This is a genomic window from Arthrobacter sp. ok362 (assembly GCF_900102785.1).
GTDB lineage: Bacteria > Actinomycetota > Actinomycetes > Actinomycetales > Micrococcaceae > Arthrobacter.
In genome coordinates this window covers 1-17,123 of record NZ_FNGC01000025.1, presented here as the reverse complement: position 1 = coordinate 17,123, position 17,123 = coordinate 1, and the positions used below count along the sequence as shown (strand labels likewise).

The 17,123-nt window shown below is 66.8% G+C and carries 19 protein-coding genes; 11 read left to right on the top strand and 8 right to left on the bottom strand.

Annotated features, from left to right (window positions below; genetic code table 11):
• Positions 1–185: 185 nt before the first annotated feature.
• From BLQ10_RS21370 to BLQ10_RS21340, 7 genes are all read left to right on the top strand, one after another.
• Positions 186–611 (top strand): CoA-binding protein, encoded by a 426-nt coding sequence (locus BLQ10_RS21370; RefSeq protein ID WP_091564997.1) that lies wholly within the window; start codon positions 186–188, stop codon positions 609–611.
• A gap of 172 nt (positions 612–783) precedes the next feature.
• Positions 784–1,194, top strand: a complete 411-nt coding sequence (locus BLQ10_RS21365) for an MmcQ/YjbR family DNA-binding protein (protein WP_091564996.1) — start codon at positions 784–786, stop codon at positions 1,192–1,194.
• Positions 1,191–1,775 carry a DUF1990 family protein gene (locus BLQ10_RS21360; RefSeq protein ID WP_091564995.1) on the top strand — a complete coding sequence of 195 codons (585 nt, stop codon included), beginning with the start codon at positions 1,191–1,193 and terminating at the stop codon, positions 1,773–1,775. Before BLQ10_RS21365 ends, BLQ10_RS21360 begins: the two co-directional genes overlap by 4 nt.
• 14 nt (positions 1,776–1,789) lie before the next feature.
• Complete coding sequence (locus BLQ10_RS21355) at positions 1,790–2,392, top strand: tetratricopeptide repeat protein (RefSeq protein WP_091564994.1); 603 nt, start codon at positions 1,790–1,792, stop codon at positions 2,390–2,392.
• Positions 2,393–2,441: 49 nt separating this feature from the next.
• Complete coding sequence (locus BLQ10_RS21350; protein ID WP_091564993.1) at positions 2,442–2,759, top strand: putative quinol monooxygenase; 318 nt, start codon at positions 2,442–2,444, stop codon at positions 2,757–2,759.
• 127 nt (positions 2,760–2,886) lie between these two features.
• On the top strand, positions 2,887–3,180 hold the full coding sequence (locus tag BLQ10_RS21345) for a DUF503 domain-containing protein (protein WP_091564992.1): 294 nt from the start codon (positions 2,887–2,889) through the stop codon (positions 3,178–3,180).
• A 180-nt stretch (positions 3,181–3,360) separates the two neighbouring features.
• Positions 3,361–4,302, top strand: coding sequence for a hypothetical protein (locus tag BLQ10_RS21340; RefSeq protein WP_254785708.1), 942 nt, complete (start codon positions 3,361–3,363; stop codon positions 4,300–4,302).
• Positions 4,303–4,429: 127 nt separating this feature from the next.
• Here the strand turns inward: BLQ10_RS21340 and purL are convergent, their stop codons facing one another.
• Genes purL through purS form a run of 3 tightly spaced genes read right to left on the bottom strand, consistent with a single transcriptional unit; the run spans position 4,430 to position 7,771 of the window.
• Positions 4,430–6,763, bottom strand: a complete 2,334-nt coding sequence (gene purL / locus BLQ10_RS21335) for a phosphoribosylformylglycinamidine synthase subunit PurL (protein ID WP_091564990.1) — start codon at positions 6,761–6,763, stop codon at positions 4,430–4,432.
• Positions 6,760–7,518 carry a phosphoribosylformylglycinamidine synthase subunit PurQ gene (purQ, locus tag BLQ10_RS21330; RefSeq protein WP_091564989.1) on the bottom strand — a complete coding sequence of 253 codons (759 nt, stop codon included), beginning with the start codon at positions 7,516–7,518 and terminating at the stop codon, positions 6,760–6,762. The genes purL and purQ overlap by 4 nt, the downstream gene beginning before the upstream one ends.
• Before the next feature lies 1 nt (position 7,519).
• Positions 7,520–7,771 carry a phosphoribosylformylglycinamidine synthase subunit PurS gene (gene purS / locus BLQ10_RS21325; RefSeq protein WP_018776110.1) on the bottom strand — a complete coding sequence of 84 codons (252 nt, stop codon included), beginning with the start codon at positions 7,769–7,771 and terminating at the stop codon, positions 7,520–7,522.
• A gap of 276 nt (positions 7,772–8,047) precedes the next feature.
• Between purS and BLQ10_RS21320 the strand changes: the two genes are divergently transcribed.
• Both BLQ10_RS21320 and BLQ10_RS21315 read left to right on the top strand, forming a co-directional pair.
• The gene (locus tag BLQ10_RS21320; protein ID WP_091564988.1) at positions 8,048–8,233 is read left to right on the top strand and encodes a hypothetical protein; all 186 of its coding nucleotides are present in this window, start codon (positions 8,048–8,050) and stop codon (positions 8,231–8,233) included.
• Positions 8,234–8,625: 392 nt separating this feature from the next.
• Positions 8,626–11,706: a S8 family serine peptidase gene (locus tag BLQ10_RS21315; protein ID WP_091565017.1), complete on the top strand. Its 3,081-nt coding sequence runs from the start codon at positions 8,626–8,628 to the stop codon at positions 11,704–11,706.
• 152 nt (positions 11,707–11,858) lie between these two features.
• On the opposite strand, the gene BLQ10_RS21310 is transcribed toward BLQ10_RS21315, so the two are convergent.
• The 4 genes from BLQ10_RS21310 to BLQ10_RS21295 are packed head-to-tail and all read right to left on the bottom strand — an operon-like array spanning position 11,859 to position 14,340.
• Positions 11,859–12,242 carry a serine protease inhibitor gene (locus tag BLQ10_RS21310; protein WP_091564987.1) on the bottom strand — a complete coding sequence of 128 codons (384 nt, stop codon included), beginning with the start codon at positions 12,240–12,242 and terminating at the stop codon, positions 11,859–11,861.
• Positions 12,239–13,246, bottom strand: a complete 1,008-nt coding sequence (locus BLQ10_RS21305; protein WP_254785707.1) for a 3-methyladenine DNA glycosylase — start codon at positions 13,244–13,246, stop codon at positions 12,239–12,241. Before BLQ10_RS21305 ends, BLQ10_RS21310 begins: the two co-directional genes overlap by 4 nt.
• On the bottom strand, positions 13,215–13,832 hold the full coding sequence (locus tag BLQ10_RS21300) for a serine protease inhibitor (protein ID WP_091565016.1): 618 nt from the start codon (positions 13,830–13,832) through the stop codon (positions 13,215–13,217). The genes BLQ10_RS21305 and BLQ10_RS21300 overlap by 32 nt, the downstream gene beginning before the upstream one ends.
• Positions 13,833–13,860: 28 nt before the next feature.
• Positions 13,861–14,340, bottom strand: a complete 480-nt coding sequence (locus BLQ10_RS21295; RefSeq protein ID WP_091565015.1) for a MarR family winged helix-turn-helix transcriptional regulator — start codon at positions 14,338–14,340, stop codon at positions 13,861–13,863.
• A 118-nt stretch (positions 14,341–14,458) separates the two neighbouring features.
• On the opposite strand from BLQ10_RS21295, the gene BLQ10_RS21290 reads away from it, so the two are divergent.
• Together BLQ10_RS21290 and BLQ10_RS21285 are read left to right on the top strand one after the other, a co-directional pair.
• Positions 14,459–14,683 (top strand): hypothetical protein, encoded by a 225-nt coding sequence (locus BLQ10_RS21290; protein ID WP_091564986.1) that lies wholly within the window; start codon positions 14,459–14,461, stop codon positions 14,681–14,683.
• 143 nt (positions 14,684–14,826) lie between these two features.
• Positions 14,827–15,021 (top strand): hypothetical protein, encoded by a 195-nt coding sequence (locus BLQ10_RS21285; protein ID WP_091565014.1) that lies wholly within the window; start codon positions 14,827–14,829, stop codon positions 15,019–15,021.
• Between the two features lie 217 nt (positions 15,022–15,238).
• Here the strand turns inward: BLQ10_RS21285 and BLQ10_RS21280 are convergent, their stop codons facing one another.
• Positions 15,239–16,591 (bottom strand): aspartate kinase, encoded by a 1,353-nt coding sequence (locus tag BLQ10_RS21280; RefSeq protein WP_091564985.1) that lies wholly within the window; start codon positions 16,589–16,591, stop codon positions 15,239–15,241.
• Between the last annotated feature and the right edge of the window lie 532 nt (positions 16,592–17,123).

Below are 17,123 nucleotides of genomic sequence, written 5' to 3'. Positions count from 1 at the left end.
GCGGCTTCATCGATCCAGGTCTCTCGGCCGCTCGGGATGGTCACTACCTACTAGAGCCGAGATGCAGGATTCCGCCAAATCCGAGTCTCCCGCGCTGTAATATTCGTTCACGGCGGCGCTGGCTAGGCTGGATCATTCATTTATTCGACGATTGCCCGGAAAGGTTGCAGGAGTAAGGTTGATGCATGGCCCACGTTAACGATCCGGCAGTGATTGACCGCCTCATGCGAACCAAAGGCACGTGGGCGGTGGTCGGCCTGACCACCAACGAATGGCGCTCGGCGTATGAGGTCTCCCTCTATGTCCGTGACCGGATGGGCATGGAAATCATTCCGGTCAACCTGCCCGGAGACGATGTCCACGGGGAGAAGGGATACCGCTCCCTGGCGGAGATTCCCGCGGCGAAACACCCGATCGACGTCGTGGACTGCTTCGTCAACTCCCACAAGGTGGGGGCTGTCATTGACGAGGCCATCGCCGTAGGCGCCAAGGCCGTCTGGCTGCAGTTGGGCGTCTTCGATGACGCCGCGGTGGAGCGCGCCAAGGCCGCCGGGCTGGACGTCGTCGTGAACGAGTGCCCCGCCCGCGAAGGGTGGCGCGTGGGCCTCTAGCGGCGTGGGCCTCTAGCGGCGTGGGCCTCCAGCGGCCCAGGAAACACGATCAACAGGTTTGGAAGCCCGCACCGTGGGCGACTACGAAGTCAACGGCACCACCCCGGAAGGGCTGCACAGCATCGGCGACGCCCGCGCCGCCGGGTAGGCCGCAGCCGGATAGGCTCGTGCCATGGACGTTGCCACCCTCCGCGAGATCTGCCTGAGCTTCCCCGGCGCCTTCGAGGACTTTCCCTTCGGCCCGGAAACATCCGTGTTCAAGGTGCGGGCTGCCGTGGCGGGCGGGGCGCGGCAGGACGCCAAGATGTTCGCGGCGTCCGCCATGGACCCGGCGGACTGGTCCGTGAGCCTCAAATGCGAGCCGGCCCTGGCCGAACAGCTGCGGGCGATCCATCCGGAAATCACCGGCGCGTGGCATATGAACAAGACGCACTGGAACGGGGTCCGGCTGGACGGATCACTGCCGGACGGCATGATCCGGGACATGGTGGAGGATTCCTATGACCTGGTGGTCGCATCGTTCAGTCGAAAGCAGCGGGAACAGCTGGGGTGGGCAGGACTCGCCAGGGGCGAGGGCACATGAGCGGCGGCCCTGACGCCGGCCGCGCTGACGCCGGCCGCATCGCGCCCGGCGCGCGGGGCGGCCTGACCTATCCGGGCATTGGCTCCACCGAGCACGGGCAGGCCCCGGACGGCTTTCCCTGCCTGGTGTCCCGGGCTTACCTGGGCGACGGCCTGGCCCTGTACCGGAGGGTGGCGCAGGGGATCCTGACCTGGCAGCTGCAGAAACGCTCCGGGCTGCGCGTCCGCACCGACTCCGACGCCGTCGTGCCCGGCGCGCGCGTGGTGAGCGGATTCGGCGTCGGGCCCTTCCGGATCAACGCGCCCTGCGAGGTGGTGTGGGTGCGGCGGCCGGTGCCAGGCGGCTGGCCGCAACGCGCCGGGTTCGGATACGGCACACTGCCGGGTCATCCCGTGCGGGGCGAGGAGGCCTTCGAAGTCGAAATCGACGCCGCGGGCCGGGTATTCCTCAAAATTACGGCCTTCAGCAGGCCGTCCAACTGGTTTTACGCGGCCGGCAGCGCCCTCGCGGGACGCGCACAAAGGCATGTCACTTCCCGATACATTGGGAGTGCACATGAACTGGCCGCAGGTGAAAGCTGAGCAGGAGCAGGTGGATGCTGGAACAGAAAACCCTTGACCAATTGTGGAACTTCGACGACCCCGCCGGATCCGAAGCCCGTTTCCGGGCTGCCGCCGCAGATGAAAGCTACGACGCCGACGAACGCGCCGAATTCACCACCCAGTTGGGGCGGGCCATCGGTCTGCAGGGCCGCTTCGAGGAAGCCGACGCCCTGCTGGATTCGGTTGATGCCGACGAGCCCACTGTCGCCGTCCGCGTGCTGCTGGAACGCGGCCGGGTGCTCAATAGCAGCGGCCACCCCGAGATGGCCGTGCCGCTCTTTGAGCAGGCCGCCGAACTCGCGGACCACCTGGGCGAGGAATTCCTGGCCGTGGACGCGCTGCACATGCTCGCCATTGCCGACTCCGCCCACGCCGAGACCTGGACCCGGAGCGCCCTGGAGTATGCCTCCACGGTCCACGATGAGCGGACCAAACGGTGGATAGTCTCGCTGCACAACAACCTCGGCTGGACGCTGCACGAGGCCGGCCGCTGCACCGAGGCCATGGTGGAGTTCCAGCTCGCCGAACAGTGGGCCGACCGGATCGGCACGCCGCGGCAGCAGGAACTGGCCCGCGAGGCCATCAACGCCTGCTGACCGCTTGCAAGAATGGAACCTCCGGAAATCCGAATGAAAGGCTCAGCCCGTGATCTTCATCGTCGTCAAATTCAAGGTCAAGCCGGACTGGTCCGAGCGCTGGCTGGGACTCGTGGACGATTTCACCCGGGCCACCCGCCAGGAGCCCGGGAACCTCTGGTTCGACTGGTCCCGCAGCGTGGAGGACCCCAATGAATTCGTCCTCGTTGAGGCCTTCAAGGACGACGCCGCCGGAGACCACGTAAACAGCGCCCACTTCAAGCAGGCCATGGCGGACATGCCGCAGGCGCTGGCCGAAACTCCCCGGATCATTAGCCGCCAGCTCGACGGCGAAGGCTGGGACCGGATGGGCGAACTCACCATCTAACCCCGTCGATTGCTCCGTAGGCGCCCGTTTGAGGCCTCAAAACGGCGCCTGGGCCCACGCCGGCAGGGTTCCCTGGCCGAGCTTGCGAGGCGAGGGGCCGGTGGGGAGCAATGGATAGGCTTGGGGTATGTGGATCGGATGGATCGAATTCGACATCCTTCTGGGCGACGTTCACAGCCTCAAGGAGAAACGCTCCGTGGTGCGGCCGCTGTTGGCGGAGCTGAAGCGGCGCTTTGATGTCTCCGTGGCCGAGGTCGGGGACCACGAACAGTACCGGCGTACGCAGTTAGGCGCTGGCCTGGTGGCACCCGACCGGGCACACCTCGTGGAGGTGCTCACCGCCGTCGAACGCTTCGTGGCAGCCCGGCCCGAACTCGAACTCCTCAGCGCCCGGCAGCGGGAGCTCCGCAGCGACGACTGACCCGGGTCGACGCTCCCTCACCCCCGTCGATTGCCCCTTACCCCCCGTCGATTGCTCCTTACCCCCCGTCGATTGCTCCGTAGGCGCCCTTTTGAGGCTTCATAACGGCACTTATGGAGCAATCGATGGGCGTTGTGGATAACTTCTGCGGCGTCGACCCGGTTCTGGTCTCATGAGTCCATGAAAACCGCGCGCCCGCTGCCCGACGATTTCCAGCGCCGCCCCTTTACCGTCGTCGAAGCGGCAGAGGCCGGGGTGTCGCCGAAACGGCTCCGCCACCACTCCCTCGCAGCGCTGGGCCGGGGGATTCGTTGCCTGGCCCCAACGCTGGGGCTTCCCTTGAGCGTGCGAGTGCGGCCTTTCATTGAGGTCAATGAGCGATGCGCCGCGTCGCACCTCACCGCGGCGGAGCTTGGTTCGCTTCCGGTGCGGCAACAAAAGGAGGCACCGCCGATGTACCACTTGATCAGGCCCGAAGGTGCGGCCCATCTCAACCGGCCACATGTAATCGTTCACCGGATGAAGCTCTACGACGACGAAATCACGCTGCTGGACGGGATTCCCATCACCACCCCGGAGCGGACCTGGCTGGATCTGGCCGAAATGCTGACCGTAGAGGAACTCGTTGTCGCCGGCGACAGCTGCGTCCGGATGCCTCGGCCGGAGTTCGAGGGCAGGGATGTGCCGCTCTGCACCCTGGCGGATCTGCAGCGGATGATCGACCGCCACAAGGGAAAGCGTGGAATCCGCAAGGCAAGGGCAGCGATCACCCTCATTCGCGTCGGTTCAGACTCGCCGCAGGAGTCCCTGCTGCGGCTTGCCGTGGTCCGGGCAGGCCTACCAGAACCAGAGCTGAACGTGCCGATCACCGACGATCGAGGAACCCGGCACCACGAACCCGACTTGTCATACAGAAAGTACAGAATCGGCATCGAATACGAGGGCGAACACCACAGCGACGAGGGCCAGATCGTCCGGGACATCGCCCGTTCGGAGAAGTACACGGCCCTGGGCTGGACCGAGGTCCGGATCTCCAAGCGCCACATGGACCATGATGCCAAAGCCGCGGTGGCCAAGGTCCGCGCCGCGCTCGTCCAATCCGGCTGGCGGCCTGGCCGTTAAAGAACGATTGCTCCGTAACTGCCGTTCTGAGGGTCCAAAACGGCAGTTACGGAGCAATCGATGGAACTTGGGCCCACGCCGCCAGGGTTCCCTGGCCGAGCTTGCGAGGCTAGGGCGGCGGTGGGGACTAGCCGAAGTACTTCGGCAGGGTCGCCTCGTGGGCCTCGCGGAGTGCATCGAGGCTCATGGTCTCGACCCCGTTGATCTCCAGCGTGCCACCCTCGGCGTCCACCACACCGATCCGGACGTGCGCGAACCCGCGGGCGGTGCACATGTCCGTGAAGCGGATTTCCTCCGAGCGGGGCACAGCGACGACCGCGCGGCCCTGGGTTTCGGAGAACAGCGCCGTGAAAAGGTCCACACCGTCGCGGTCCAGGACGTCCTGCAGCGCGATCCGGGCGCCCACGCCGTAGCGCAGGGACGACTCCACGAGGGCCGCGGCGAGGCCGCCTTCGGAGAGGTCGTGGGCCGAATCCACCATGCCGTCGCGGGAGGCGTTGATCAGGATCTGCCCCAGTTCGCGCTCGGCGTCGAGGTCAACCTTGGGCGGCAGGCCGCCGAGGTGTCCGCGCATGTTGGACCACTCCGAACCGTCCAGCTCTGCCGCCGTCGTGCCGAGGAGGTAGATGGCCTGGCCGTCTTCCTTCCAGCCCGACGGCGTGCGGCGGGCGACGTCGTCGAACTTGCCCAGCACAGCCACCACGGGGGAGGGGTGGATGGGGGTGGTCCCGGTCTGGTTGTACAGCGAGACGTTGCCGCCGGTGACCGGGATGCCGAGCACCATGCAGGCGTCGGACAGGCCGCGGATGGCTTCGGCCAGCTGCCACATGACGTCGGGGTCCTCGGGGGAGCCGAAGTTCAGGCAGTCGCTGACGGCCATCGGGACGGCGCCGGAGGTGGCGACGTTGCGGTAAGCCTCGGCCAGCGCCAGCTGCGCGCCGTGGTACGGGTCGAGGTAGGTGTAGCGGCCGTTGGCATCGGTGGCCAGGGCCACGCCCAGGCCGGTTTCCTCGTCCACCCGGACCACGCCGGCGTCGTCCGGGAACGCCATGGCCGTGTTGCCGCCGACGTAGCGGTCGTACTGTTTGGTGATCCAGGACTTGTCGCACATGTTCGGCGAGGCGACGAGTTCGGTGATCGCTGCGGCCAGGTCCGCGGGGGCGGAGGGGCGGCCGGTGTCCTGCACGGACCCGGTGAAGGAGTCGGCCTGGACCGAGTCCTGCCATTCGGGGCGGGCGTACGGGCGGTCGTAGACCGGACCGTCGTGGGCCACGGTGCGCGGGTCGACGTCGACAATCACTTCGCCTTCCCACGTGATGATGAGGCGGCCGGTGTCGGTCACCTCGCCCAGCCAGGAATACTCCACCGCCCACTTGTCCATGACCGCTTCAAACGCGGCGATGTTCTCGGGCGTGACCACGGCCATCATGCGTTCCTGCGACTCGGACATCAGGATTTCGCCCGGGGTCAGGGTGGGATCGCGCAGCAGGACGGAAGTCAGCTCGACCTCCATGCCGCCGTCGCCGTTGGAGGCGAGCTCGGACGTGGCGCAGGAAATGCCGGCGGCGCCCAGGTCCTGGATGCCTTCAACCAGGGAACCCTTGAACAGCTCCAGGCAGCACTCGATCAGGACCTTCTCGGCGAAGGGGTCGCCCACCTGGACCGCGGGGCGCTTGGACGGCTTGGTGTCATCGAAGGACTCCGAGGCCAGCACGGAGGCGCCGCCGATGCCGTCGCCGCCGGTGCGGGCACCGAACAGCACCACCTTGTTGCCCTTGCCGGAGGCGTTGGCGAGGCGGATGTCCTCGTGGCGCATCACGCCGACGGCGAGCGCGTTGACCAGCGGGTTGCCCTGGTACACGGAGTCGAAGACCATCTCGCCGCCGATGTTGGGCAGCCCCAGCGAGTTGCCGTAGCCGCCGATCCCGGCCACGGCGCCGTGCATGACGCGGGCGGTGTCCGGGTGGTCAATGGCACCGAAGCGCAGCGGATCCATCACCGCTACCGGGCGGGCGCCCATGGAGATGATGTCGCGGACAATCCCGCCGATGCCGGTTGCGGCGCCCTGGTAGGGCTCCACGAACGACGGCGAGTTGTGGGACTCGATCTTGAATGTCACGGCCCAGCCGTCGCCCAGGTTGGTGACGCCGGCGTTTTCGCCGATGCCCACGAGCATGTCCTTCTTCATTTCCTCGGTCACCTTGTCGCCGAACTGGCGCAGGTGGTTCTTCGAGGACTTGTAGGAGCAGTGTTCGCTCCACATCACCGAGTACATGGCGAGTTCCGCGCCGGTGGGGCGGCGGCCCAGGACCTTCACGACCTCCTCGAACTCGTTCTGCTTCAGGCCCAGCTCGGCCCAGGGGAGTTCGGTGTCCGGCGTCTTGGCCGCGTTCTCGACGGTGTCGATGTTGAACTTCCGGGCGGTCTCCGCGGGCGCCGCCACTGAGGGTGTCTCCGTCATTTGTTGTCTCCCACGATTTTGTTCAGGACAGAGGTGAAGAACCCGAGGCCCTCGGTGCCGGAGCCGATCTCGGGGCCGAAGCCGGCTTCCACGGCGTGCTCGGGGTGCGGCATGAGGCCCACCACGTTGCCTGCGGCGTTGGAGATGCCGGCGATGTCGCGGCGGGAGCCGTTCGGGTTGAAGCCGACGTAGCGGAACACGACGCGGCCTTCCGCCTCGAGTGCATCCAGGGTCTTCTCGTCGGCGATGTACTGGCCGTCCTGGTTCTTCAGCGGCACGGTGATTTCCTGGCCGGCGGCGTAGTCCCCGGTCCAGGCCGTCGTGTTGTTCTCCACGCGCAGCACCTGGTCGCGGCACATGAACTTCAGGTGGTCGTTCTTGATCATGGAGCCGGGCAGCAGGTGCGACTCGGTCAGGATCTGGAAGCCGTTGCAGATGCCCAGCACGGGCAGCTTGGCATCGGAGTTGGCGGCGTCGATGATCTTGGACATCAGCGGCGCGAAGCGGGCGATGGCGCCGGCGCGGAGGTAATCGCCGTAAGAGAAACCGCCGGGAATCACGACGGCGTCAACGTCGCCCAAGGTGGTGCCGGCGTGCCAGAGCTCCACCGGGGTGGCGCCGGCCAGCCGGACCGCACGGGCGGCGTCGCGGTCGTCCAGGGTGCCGGGGAAGGTGACGACGCCGATCTTCGCACCCGCGAGCCGGGGGTGCGCAGCGACGGCAACAGCCTCGCCGATCAGGGGGAGTTCAGTCATCTCAGGCCTCAACGACCTCGACGTTGACGACGTCCTCGATGACCGGGTTGGACAGCAGGGTCTCCGCGGCGTCGCGGGCCTGGGCCAGGATCTCTTCGGTCACCTCGCCGTCGACCGTGAGTTCAAAGCGCTTGCCCTGGCGGACAGAGCTGAAAGCGGTAAAGCCCAGCCGGGGCAGAGCACCGACGATGGCCTTCCCCTGCGGGTCCAGAATCTCGGGCTTGGGCATGACGTCGACAACGATCCGGGGCATCCGGCAACTCCTGTGCGTGAGCGTTGGGTAAGGGCGCAGCGGAGTGGTGCCGTCTCACGCCGACCCGCTGTGTGTTGAGGACTGCTTGGTGAATACAGCGTGAAAGGGCGCTCCGCGAGCTTGCATGCCCATTCTACCGGCCCCGGTGCGTCCGGCCGTATTCGGGCGGGGAGTGTGAACGCGGCCTCACGGGCAGGTCCTTGAACTGGAGAAATGGCGTCGCCGGGGCGGCTGCGCCCTATGGTCCGGGCCGCCGCGGGTCAGTAGGATGTGCGCATGGCTGAGAAACCGAAATCCGTGGTGTTGTCTGTTGTGGCCGTTGCAGTGTTCGCCGGGCTGGGCCGGATGGTTCTGCAGAAGATCAAGGCCGACCGTGCGGCGAGGGCGAGCAAGGTGGCCGGTCCCCTGGATGAGAAGACCCGTGCATGGATCAGCGACGTCGTCCGGACTCCGCGAAAGTAGGCTGGCGGTGGGCCCCCAATAGGCCAGCGGTGGGCCCGCGGATCATCAAGGGCCGCGTCCTCCCGCGCTGAGGCGCCGCAGGGGGTGCGCGCCCGTACGGGCCGGAGGGTCCAATTGACGCAGTTCAGCAACCCGGCCATCGCATTATTGTCGTATTGCGTGACAAATTTTAAATACCTCCTTGTGGTCTATGTCATATCTCGCTCTCAGTCTGTACTGTATGAATCGGCTGGTATCCGTCGGGGCAGGCCGGGCGATCGTCCGGTGAGTTCCCGCCAGTCCGTTGGGCCCGGTATAGAAGCCGGGCCGTTCCTTTACGAAAGGTTCAAACACTCGTGACATCACCAGGAAAGAGCTTCCTTCGAAGCGGGGGACTCCGGAGGGCCGCGGCACTGACCCTGGGCTTGCCGGTCCTTCTGTCCAGCATCGCGATCGCCCCCGCCAACGCGGCCCCTGCGCAAGGCGCGGCCGTTGCCGGCGTCGCACAGAAGAATGTTGATCCGAACAACTACAAGGACGGCCGCTACATTGTGGTCCTGGCGGAAAAGCCGTCCGCAACCTACGACGGCGGGACGGCCGGCATGGCGGCCACCAAGCCTGCGTCCGGCAAGAAGCTGGACGCCAACAGGGCTGAAGTCAAAAAGTACAAGGCGCACCTGGAACAGAAGCAGGCCCAAGTGGCCGGCCAGCAGGGCGTCAAGATGCAGCGTCAGTTCACGGCAGCCCTCAATGGCTTCAGCGCCAACCTCACCGCGGACCAGGCCGTGAAGCTGGCTAAGGACCCCTCGGTCCTGCTGGTCGCACCGGACACGGAGAACGCACCGGATTACTCCAGCACCGACTTCCTGAAGCTCAGCGGGCCCAACGGCACGTGGAACACCAAGTTCGGCGGCAAAGACGCGGCCGGCAAGGGCGTCGTGGTCGGTGTTATTGACACCGGGTACACCCCGTCCAGCGCCTACTTCGCCGGCCAGGAGGTCAAGCCGCTCACAGGAAGTCCCGTGGTCGGCGTGCCGTACCGCAACGCGGACGGCAAGATCGAGATGCTTAAAGCAGACGGCGATCTCTTCACGGGCGACTGCCAGGTCGGCACCGACTTCGACGGCACCGCCTGCAACTCCAAGGTCCTGAGCGCCCGCTACTTCGGCGACGCCTTCGCGGCCACTGTCCCGCCGAAAAACTGGGCGCCGGGCGAACGGCTGTCCCCGGTCGACGCTGCCAGCCACGGAACGCACACCGCCAGCACGGCTGCCGGAAACGCCGATGTCGAAGCCATGGTTGACGGCCGGAGCTTTGGCCAGACCAGCGGCATCGCGCCGGCCGCGAAGCTGTCCATCTACAAGGTCTGCTGGGAAGACAACGATCCAAACACCGGCGGCTGCTACTCGTCCTCGTCCATCGACGCTATCGATCAGGCCATCAAGGACGGCGTGGACGTCCTGAACTACTCCATCTCCGGCGCGACGGACACCACCACGGACCCGGTCTCCATGGCGTTCCTGTCCGCCGCATCGGCCGGGATCTTCGTCGCCGTCTCCGCCGGCAACTCTGGCCCGACCGCCAGCACCGTCAACCACGGCGCACCCTGGCTGACCACGGTCGCTGCCACCAGCTTCTCGCAGGAACTGCAGGGCACGGTCGAGTTCTCCGACGGCAGCAAATACCGCGGCGCCAGCATCATGAACAGCCAGGTCTCCAATGCCGGCGTTGTGCTGGCGGCCAACGCAGCGGCCGCCGGGAGCACCAGCCCGGCATTGTGCGGGCCCGGCTCGCTGGATCCGGCCAAGATCGCCGGCAAGGTTGTGGTCTGCGACCGCGGCGTCGTTGACCGCGTCGCAAAGAGCGCCGAGGTCAAGCGCGGCGGCGGCGTCGGCATGATTCTTGTCAACCTGACCAACTCCTCGCTGGACACGGACAAGCACTCGGTCCCCACCGTCCACGTCAACCCGCCCGCCACCGAGGCCATCAAGGCCAAGGTCGCCGCCAACCCGGCCATCACGGTTTCCCTGGTCAACAAGGACACCACCGGGCTGCCCCTTGAGGCGCAGCCGCAGATCGCCGGGTTCTCCTCCCGCGGCCCGCTGCTGGCCGCCGGCTCTGATCTCCTGAAGCCCGACGTTGCGGCGCCCGGCGTGGCCGTGCTGGCCGGCGTTTCGCCGATCGGGACGGGCGGAGACAACTTCGGTTTCCTTTCCGGCACCTCCATGGCGTCCCCGCACGTGGCCGGCTTTGGCGCGCTGATCCTGGCCAAGAAGCCCATGTGGTCCCCGGCGACGGTCAAGTCCGCGATGATGACCACCACGAGCGATGTCAAGAACGCTGACGGATCCAAGAACACCGATGTCTTTGCTACCGGTGCGGGCCAGGTGGACCCGGCCCGCGTGCTGGATCCGGGCCTCGTCTACGACGCCACCACGGAGGACTACCTGGCGTTCGCCCGGGGCACGGGTTTCGACGTCAGGATCCCGGGGATCGGCATTATCAAGCCGCGGGACATGAACCTTCCGTCCTTCGCCCTGGGCAACCTGGCCGGGAAGATCGAGGTCACCCGTACACTGACTGCCCTCACTCCGGGGGTCTACAAGGCCAAGTTCAGTGTTCCCGGCATCAAGGTCAGCGTGACCCCGGCCGTTCTGAACTTCACCGCCGCCGGCGAAAAGCGCACGTTCAAGGTCTCTTTTGAGAACCATGGCGCACCCCTGGGCAAGTTCGCGACCGGTTCGCTGACCTGGCAGGGTGCCAACAAGAATGTGGCGTCGCCGATTGCGGTCCGTCCGCAGTCGCTCGTGGCCTTGTCCGATGTTGCCTTTACTTCCCAGGGCGGCAACGGCTCGGGCGACATCAAGGTGGTCTCCGGCACCAACTCGCCGATCAACATGACCCTTGACGGTCTCTCGAAGGCCGACTCCACGGCCGTCGAGCTCGTCCCGGGCCCGTTCACGGGAGGCCAGGATGCCTCCAACGTCGTCAAGAGTGTTCAGGTCGAGGCCGGGGCCCCGCTGGCCAAGTTCTCCGTTATTTCCGCGGACCCGAACGCTGACTTCGACATGTACGTCATGACCCCGGGCGGCCCGCTGACGGTCGCGACGTCGTCGGCGAGCGAATCGGTGACCATCCCCAACCCGACCCCGGGCAAGTACACGATTTACGCCAACCTGTATGCCAGCCCGAACAACCAGGCCACCAAGGCCTCGGTCGACGCTGCCGTGCTGGGCAAGGTCGCGGGCAAGGCCTCGCTGAGCCCGAACCCGCTTCGGCTCGCCAACGGCAAGGCCGGCAAGGTCACGCTGAGCTGGGAAGGGCTGCAGGTCGGTTCCTACGTCGGCCGGGTCACCTTCGCCGGTGCCAGCGATCCCACGTTCGTCTCCGTCCTGGTGACCCCTGCCGGGGCCGTCGTGGTGCCGCCGACCTCGGAGGAGCAGGGCAAGATCCAGAACAGCGATCAGTCCTTCGCCCCGAACAGCGCCATCTAGGCGACGCCATTTAGGCAGAAACCGGCACCAAGAAACGGCAGCGGCCGGCGGCTCACACCGCCGGCCGTTGCCGTTTAAGCCGCCGGGGCCGGGGGCGGGGACCAGTGGGAAGCGGGGGCCGGGGCGGCGTAGGGCGCGGGGGCCCGGAAACGTCAGATGGCGCCCGTGGACCCCACCGCGCCGCCGAGCAGCGGCGCCATGGCGCGCCAGCGGGCGATCTCGCAGCCGTCGGTCCGGCTGAAGCGGCTATTGACCTCGCGTCCGAGGTACCAGCCGGTCACGACGGCGGTCTGCGGGCCGCCGTACTGCTGCGTGCATAGCCGCGGCGGGCCCGGCTTGGGGAAGAAGATGGCCTCGCCGTGGCGCCGGACGGCTTCAAGGGCGGCGGCCGGGTCGGGCAGGGTGGATGCGGCGGAGGGGACGCCGTCCCCGGCTTCCAGCCTGAAGGTGTATTCCGGGGCGCCGGGAGCCTCGGTGAGGCGGATGGTCAGATCGACGTCGTGCCGGGCGTTTTGGGGGTTGGCTGTCTCTGTCATGACGGTCCCTTCAGGGTGTTGTCCGGCTCGGGGTGCAGGCCTTCGGCGGTGGGGGCGGTCTCGGCCGCAGTGTTGAGCAGCGGCGTCAGCTCCTGGAGGAGCCGCTCCCGGAGTTGCTGCGATTCGGCCGCGAACGCCCGCTGATAGTCGACGTATTCGGCCTTGCCCGCCGGTGTCTCGATCCGGATGGCCGGGTACCCCCAGTCGGCGAGGTCATAGGGCGACGCCCGCATGTCCATGGCCCGGATCCGCCACGACAGTTCGAAACAGTCCATGACGAGCTCGCTGGGCAACAGCGGGGAAAGCTTGTAGGCCCACTTGTAGAGGTCCATGTTGGCGTGCAGGCAGCCCGGTTGCTCCAGGGCCCGCTGGTTCTCCCTGCTGGGAACAATGCTGTTCAGCGGTACGGCGTCCGGCGTATAGAAGCGGAAGGCGTCGAAGTGCGAACACCGGATCCGGTTCTCCTCCACCACCTCGTCGGTGCGCCCCGAGCCCAGCCGCAATTGCAGGTACTCATGCCGGAGGTCGAATTTGTCCTGCCGGTAGACCATGGCCCACTCGTGCAGCCCGAAGCAGCCGAATTGGGCCGGCCGCGCGGCGGTCCCGGCGAGGATGATTCCGGCGAACTGCAGTGCCTCCCGTCGGTCCCTGAGGAAGGCATCGACGTCGACAGTAACCGCCGGCGACTCTGCAGGCAGGCCGGCGGCCGCGAGCTCGCCGTCGTCGGCCGCGCGGTAATACTTCCACCCGGCCCGCGCCGCCGCTTCGGGCCCGGAGAGCACGACGCCGGCGCCCGGGTGCCAGCGCAACAGCTGTCCGGGTTTCTGGGTGTAGTAGGTGAAGAGGAAGTCCTCCACCGGGTGCTTCCGGCCGGCGGAGCGCCGCTCGAGGTAGGGGTCCGCGTAGCGGCGGACGCGTTGGACGTGGGCGGCCTGGCGTGGCAGCCACTCTTCCTGCTGGAGGTGCAAGGGCTTAGCTCGCCCCGCCGGATGAGCCCAGGACATCCTTGGCGGCGTTCCAGGCGGCGATTTCACAGCCATCCTTTAGGCTGTAGCTCGCCTGAACCTGGTGTCCGTCCACGACGCCGGTGACGGTCGCCACCTGCGGGCCGCCGTAAATTGCCGGCTGCCCGGTGGCCTGCTGAACGGTCGCCTGCTGGGTGCAGATCTGGTCCTTGCCGGCCGGAACCGGGCTGAGGATGGACGGGTTGTTCTTGATGGCGATGCACGCTGCTGCGGCGTTGGGGTGCTGGCTTTCGGCCGCAGGAACCCCGTTTTGGCAGACGAGCGTGAAGTTGGTCGCGGTGCCGGTTTCGGACGGCTTGATCATGATGGCGAGCTCGGCGTTGCCCTGTCCGGGGCCGGACGGCAGCGGGGCGGCGGAGGGTGACGGTGCCGGGGACGTCGTCTCTGTGTCCGGAGAAGGGGACCCGGACGGCGCTGTGGGCGGTGGGCTGGAGGGCGTACCCGTGGTCGTGCTGGCCGAGGGAGAAGGTGTGGGGCCGCCGTTCGGCGTGCAGGCGGCCAGTCCGGCCACGGCCATCAGGACGGCCGCCAGGACAAGTGCCGGGCGGCCCGATTGCGTGCGCATCAGCAGTCCTCCTCTGTTTTGGCCCAGTCTACCGCCGGGGCGCGTCGTCCGGGCCTGGCCGTGTGGCCGCGATCAGGTCCATCATGGTCGCGTGCAGCTGGCCGACCTGTTCACGCGTCAGGCCCAGCCGGGCCATCATGATGCCCGGGACTTCGGTGGCTTGCTCTCGGAGGTCGGCTCCGCGCGGCGTCAGCCGGACATCCAGGGTGCGTTCGTTGCCTTCCATCCGCTGGCGAGTGATGAAACCGGCGGTCTCGAGGCGGCGCAACAGTGGCGAGATGGTTGCCGGCTCCTGGGCCAGGGCCTCGCTGATGTCGCGGACCGACCGCGGGCTCGCTTCCCAGAGGCACAGCATGACGAGGTACTGCGGGTGCGTCAGGCCGAGCTTGTCCAGGACGGGTTTGTAGGCGCCCACGACGCTTCGGGAGGCCACCGTCAGGGCGAAGCAGAGCTGTTGTTCCAGCAGGAGGTCGTCCTGCGCCGCCCGGGCGTCCTGCGCTCCCTGCATGACGTGCCCGCCCTGGATTGTTGAGGTTCCTTCGGTCACACCGACTCCTTCGAATGATTAGTGCACTAATGATTAGCGTACACTGGACGCATTGTCTTGTTCCTAGGAAAGGGTAGCTATGGCCAAGGGAAACGCCGTCGAGAGGTTCATGCGGGCCACCGGGAAGTTCCGGGCCGTCTTCGGCCCGGCCAACCGCAGTTCCCTCGGCCACGAGATGACCGAGCAGAACAGGCGGCTGCTGGCGATGCGCGAAGCCGAGACCCAGCAGTGGGAGACCGTGCACCGGCCCGACGGCAGCACGTACGTGGTGCCCCGCAACCCCGACGACAAATCCCTGCGCTAGCTCCCTTTTCGCGGCACCCCACCCGGGCCATTTACCGCCGCCGGGCGTAAAATAAGGGCACTGACACACCGCTGTGCAGCATCCTGAACCGCCCGGGACGAGGAAAGGGGGTGGGACCAGTGACACGTGCAGTCAGGGCCTTCATGGAAAAGACCGACAAGCTGAGGCTCCTGTTCGGGCCCGCAAATCGGGGCGATACCGCGGCGCCCGTAATTCACCGGCATGACGACTATGAGCACGCCTCGGAAGACGACCTTTCAGGCTTCGAGGTCGAGACGGACACGCAGGGACACCACTACGCTGTCCGGAAAACGGATCTCGGGAAAGAAGAGGTCTGACGAGGCCCGTTGCGCCCATCTCATCGGTGCCGAGGGATCCCGGGTGCCGGGGGCATCCGGGAGGCGGCCGCGCGGATTGCGGCGTGAAGCGTGGGGACCCGGTCCGAAGCGTGGGGATGCGGCCGCAGGCTGGCGGAGATGGGGAAGGGAGCGGCAGGCGCCGCTCCCTTCCCCATCCCTATGCGGTCCGGGTTCCCGCCCAGGCGCTTGGGTGCGGCTAGCGGCCGGTGCCGCCGTAGACCGTGGCCTCGTCCTCGCTGTCGAGGTCAAACGCCCTGTGGATGGCGCGGACAGCGTCGTCGAGCAGGTCCGCGTGGGTGACCACGGAGATGCGGATCTCCGAGGTGGAGATCATATTGATGTTGATTCCGGCCTCGGAGAGGGCCGCGAAGAAGCGCGCGGATACACCCGGGTGCGAGCGCATGCCGGCGCCAATCAGCGAGAGCTTGCCGATCTTCTCGTTATATTCGATGGTCTCGAAGCCGATCCGTTCCTGCGCGGCGTGCAGGGCGGCCAAGGCTTCGGCGCCCTCGACGATCGGGAGGGTGAAGGAGATGTCGGTCCGGCCCGTGCCATGGGTGGAGACGTTCTGGACGATCATGTCGATGTTCGAGTGGGCGTCCGCGATGACCTGGAAGATCGCCGCAGCCTTGCCGGGGATGTCCGGTACGCCGACCACCGTGACTTTGGCTTCGGAACGATCGTGTGCAACACCGGAGATGATTGGCTGCTCCAAGGCAACTCCCTCTTGGGTCGTGATCTTGTCGTCGGCGCCTGGCAGGACCCAGGTGCCTTCGTTCTGGCTGAATGAGGATCGGACGTGCAACGGTACACCGAAGCGGCGCGCATATTCGACGCAACGCAGGTGCAGGATCTTAGCGCCGGATGCGGCGAGTTCCAGCATTTCCTCGCTGGAGATGCGGTCGATCTTCTTGGCGGACGGGACGACGCGCGGGTCGGCCGTGTAGACGCCGTCGACGTCGGTGAAGATCTCACACACGTCGGCGTCGAGCGCCGCGGCGAGGGCCACCGCCGTCGTGTCCGAACCGCCGCGGCCGAGCGTCGTGATCTCGTTCGTTGTGTGGCTCATGCCTTGGAACCCGGCCACGATTGCGATGTGCCCCTTGTCCAGGGCGGTGCGGATGCGGTGGGGATCGACGTCGATGATCCGGGCCTTGCCGTGGATGCCGTCGGTGATCATGCCGGCCTGGGACCCGGTGAAGGACTGGGCCGAGGCGCCGAACTTGTTGATGGCCATGGCCAGCAGCGCCATGGAGATGCGTTCCCCGGCGGAGAGGAGCATGTCCATTTCGCGGGCCGGGGCGGAATCGGTCACCTGGCCGGCGAGGTCAAGGAGCTCATCAGTGGTGTCGCCCATGGCGGAAACCACCACTACGACCTCGTCGCCGGCATTTTGGGCGTCCACGACCCTCCGGGCGACGCGCTTGATGCCCTCCGCGTCCGCCACCGAGGAACCGCCAAATTTCTTCACAACAAGGTGCTTGGTGGCGGCGGCCGAGACGGGCAGCGTCTGCGATCCGGGCTGGACTTCGGTAGTGGGCAAACTCATTCGCGCACCCTCACTGGATCATCGGGGTTCTGGGCCAAGCAACCAAACGGCGCGACGGCGTAACTTCTCACCCCAGTTTATCGCCGTGCCGCCCGCGCCGTTGAATTGTGACCGAATGGCAGACACGCCGGGCTTGTCTCCACCGGACATGCTCATTCTTTGCGGCCAAGGGCGGGCCCGTTCTCCCGTTCCACGGGACATGCTCATTCTTGGCGGCCCGACGTGCGCATGTTCTCCCGTTCCGCCGGACATGCTCATTCTTGGCGGCCCGGCGTGCGCATGTTCTCCCGTTCCACGGGACATGCTCATTCTTGGCGGCCAAGGGCGGGCATGAGGGCATTATGTCCGTTCCCGGGGGCGGGCGCGGGACATGTCCGCTGGCGGGGAGGGGGAGAGTGCGCGCGGGACTGCGGGCAGCCAAGGTCTTCGCGGGACAGGCTCCACGCTGCCGGCCAAGAATGGACATGCTCTCCCGTTCCGCCGGACATGCTCATTCTTGGCGCCCGGGCGTGGGCATTGGGGCATTGTGTCC

Excerpts from the sequence above, each read along its gene's own strand:
- BLQ10_RS21370 (WP_091564997.1), top strand. The coding sequence starts at position 186 with ATGGCCCACGTTAACGATCCGGCAGTGATTGACCGCCTCATGCGAACC.
- BLQ10_RS21365 (WP_091564996.1), top strand. The coding sequence starts at position 784 with ATGGACGTTGCCACCCTCCGCGAGATCTGCCTGAGCTTCCCCGGCGCC.
- BLQ10_RS21360 (WP_091564995.1), top strand. The coding sequence starts at position 1,191 with ATGAGCGGCGGCCCTGACGCCGGCCGCGCTGACGCCGGCCGCATCGCG.
- BLQ10_RS21355 (WP_091564994.1), top strand. The coding sequence starts at position 1,790 with ATGCTGGAACAGAAAACCCTTGACCAATTGTGGAACTTCGACGACCCC.
- BLQ10_RS21345 (WP_091564992.1), top strand. The coding sequence starts at position 2,887 with ATGTGGATCGGATGGATCGAATTCGACATCCTTCTGGGCGACGTTCAC.
- BLQ10_RS21340 (WP_254785708.1), top strand. The coding sequence starts at position 3,361 with ATGAAAACCGCGCGCCCGCTGCCCGACGATTTCCAGCGCCGCCCCTTT.
- purL (WP_091564990.1), bottom strand. The coding sequence starts at position 6,763 with ATGACGGAGACACCCTCAGTGGCGGCGCCCGCGGAGACCGCCCGGAAG.
- purQ (WP_091564989.1), bottom strand. The coding sequence starts at position 7,518 with ATGACTGAACTCCCCCTGATCGGCGAGGCTGTTGCCGTCGCTGCGCAC.
- purS (WP_018776110.1), bottom strand. The coding sequence starts at position 7,771 with ATGCCCCGGATCGTTGTCGACGTCATGCCCAAGCCCGAGATTCTGGAC.
- BLQ10_RS21320 (WP_091564988.1), top strand. The coding sequence starts at position 8,048 with ATGGCTGAGAAACCGAAATCCGTGGTGTTGTCTGTTGTGGCCGTTGCA.
- BLQ10_RS21310 (WP_091564987.1), bottom strand. The coding sequence starts at position 12,242 with ATGACAGAGACAGCCAACCCCCAAAACGCCCGGCACGACGTCGATCTG.
- BLQ10_RS21305 (WP_254785707.1), bottom strand. The coding sequence starts at position 13,246 with ATGTCCTGGGCTCATCCGGCGGGGCGAGCTAAGCCCTTGCACCTCCAG.
- BLQ10_RS21300 (WP_091565016.1), bottom strand. The coding sequence starts at position 13,832 with ATGCGCACGCAATCGGGCCGCCCGGCACTTGTCCTGGCGGCCGTCCTG.
- BLQ10_RS21295 (WP_091565015.1), bottom strand. The coding sequence starts at position 14,340 with ATGCAGGGAGCGCAGGACGCCCGGGCGGCGCAGGACGACCTCCTGCTG.
- BLQ10_RS21290 (WP_091564986.1), top strand. The coding sequence starts at position 14,459 with ATGGCCAAGGGAAACGCCGTCGAGAGGTTCATGCGGGCCACCGGGAAG.
- BLQ10_RS21285 (WP_091565014.1), top strand. The coding sequence starts at position 14,827 with ATGGAAAAGACCGACAAGCTGAGGCTCCTGTTCGGGCCCGCAAATCGG.
- BLQ10_RS21280 (WP_091564985.1), bottom strand. The coding sequence starts at position 16,591 with ATGAGTTTGCCCACTACCGAAGTCCAGCCCGGATCGCAGACGCTGCCC.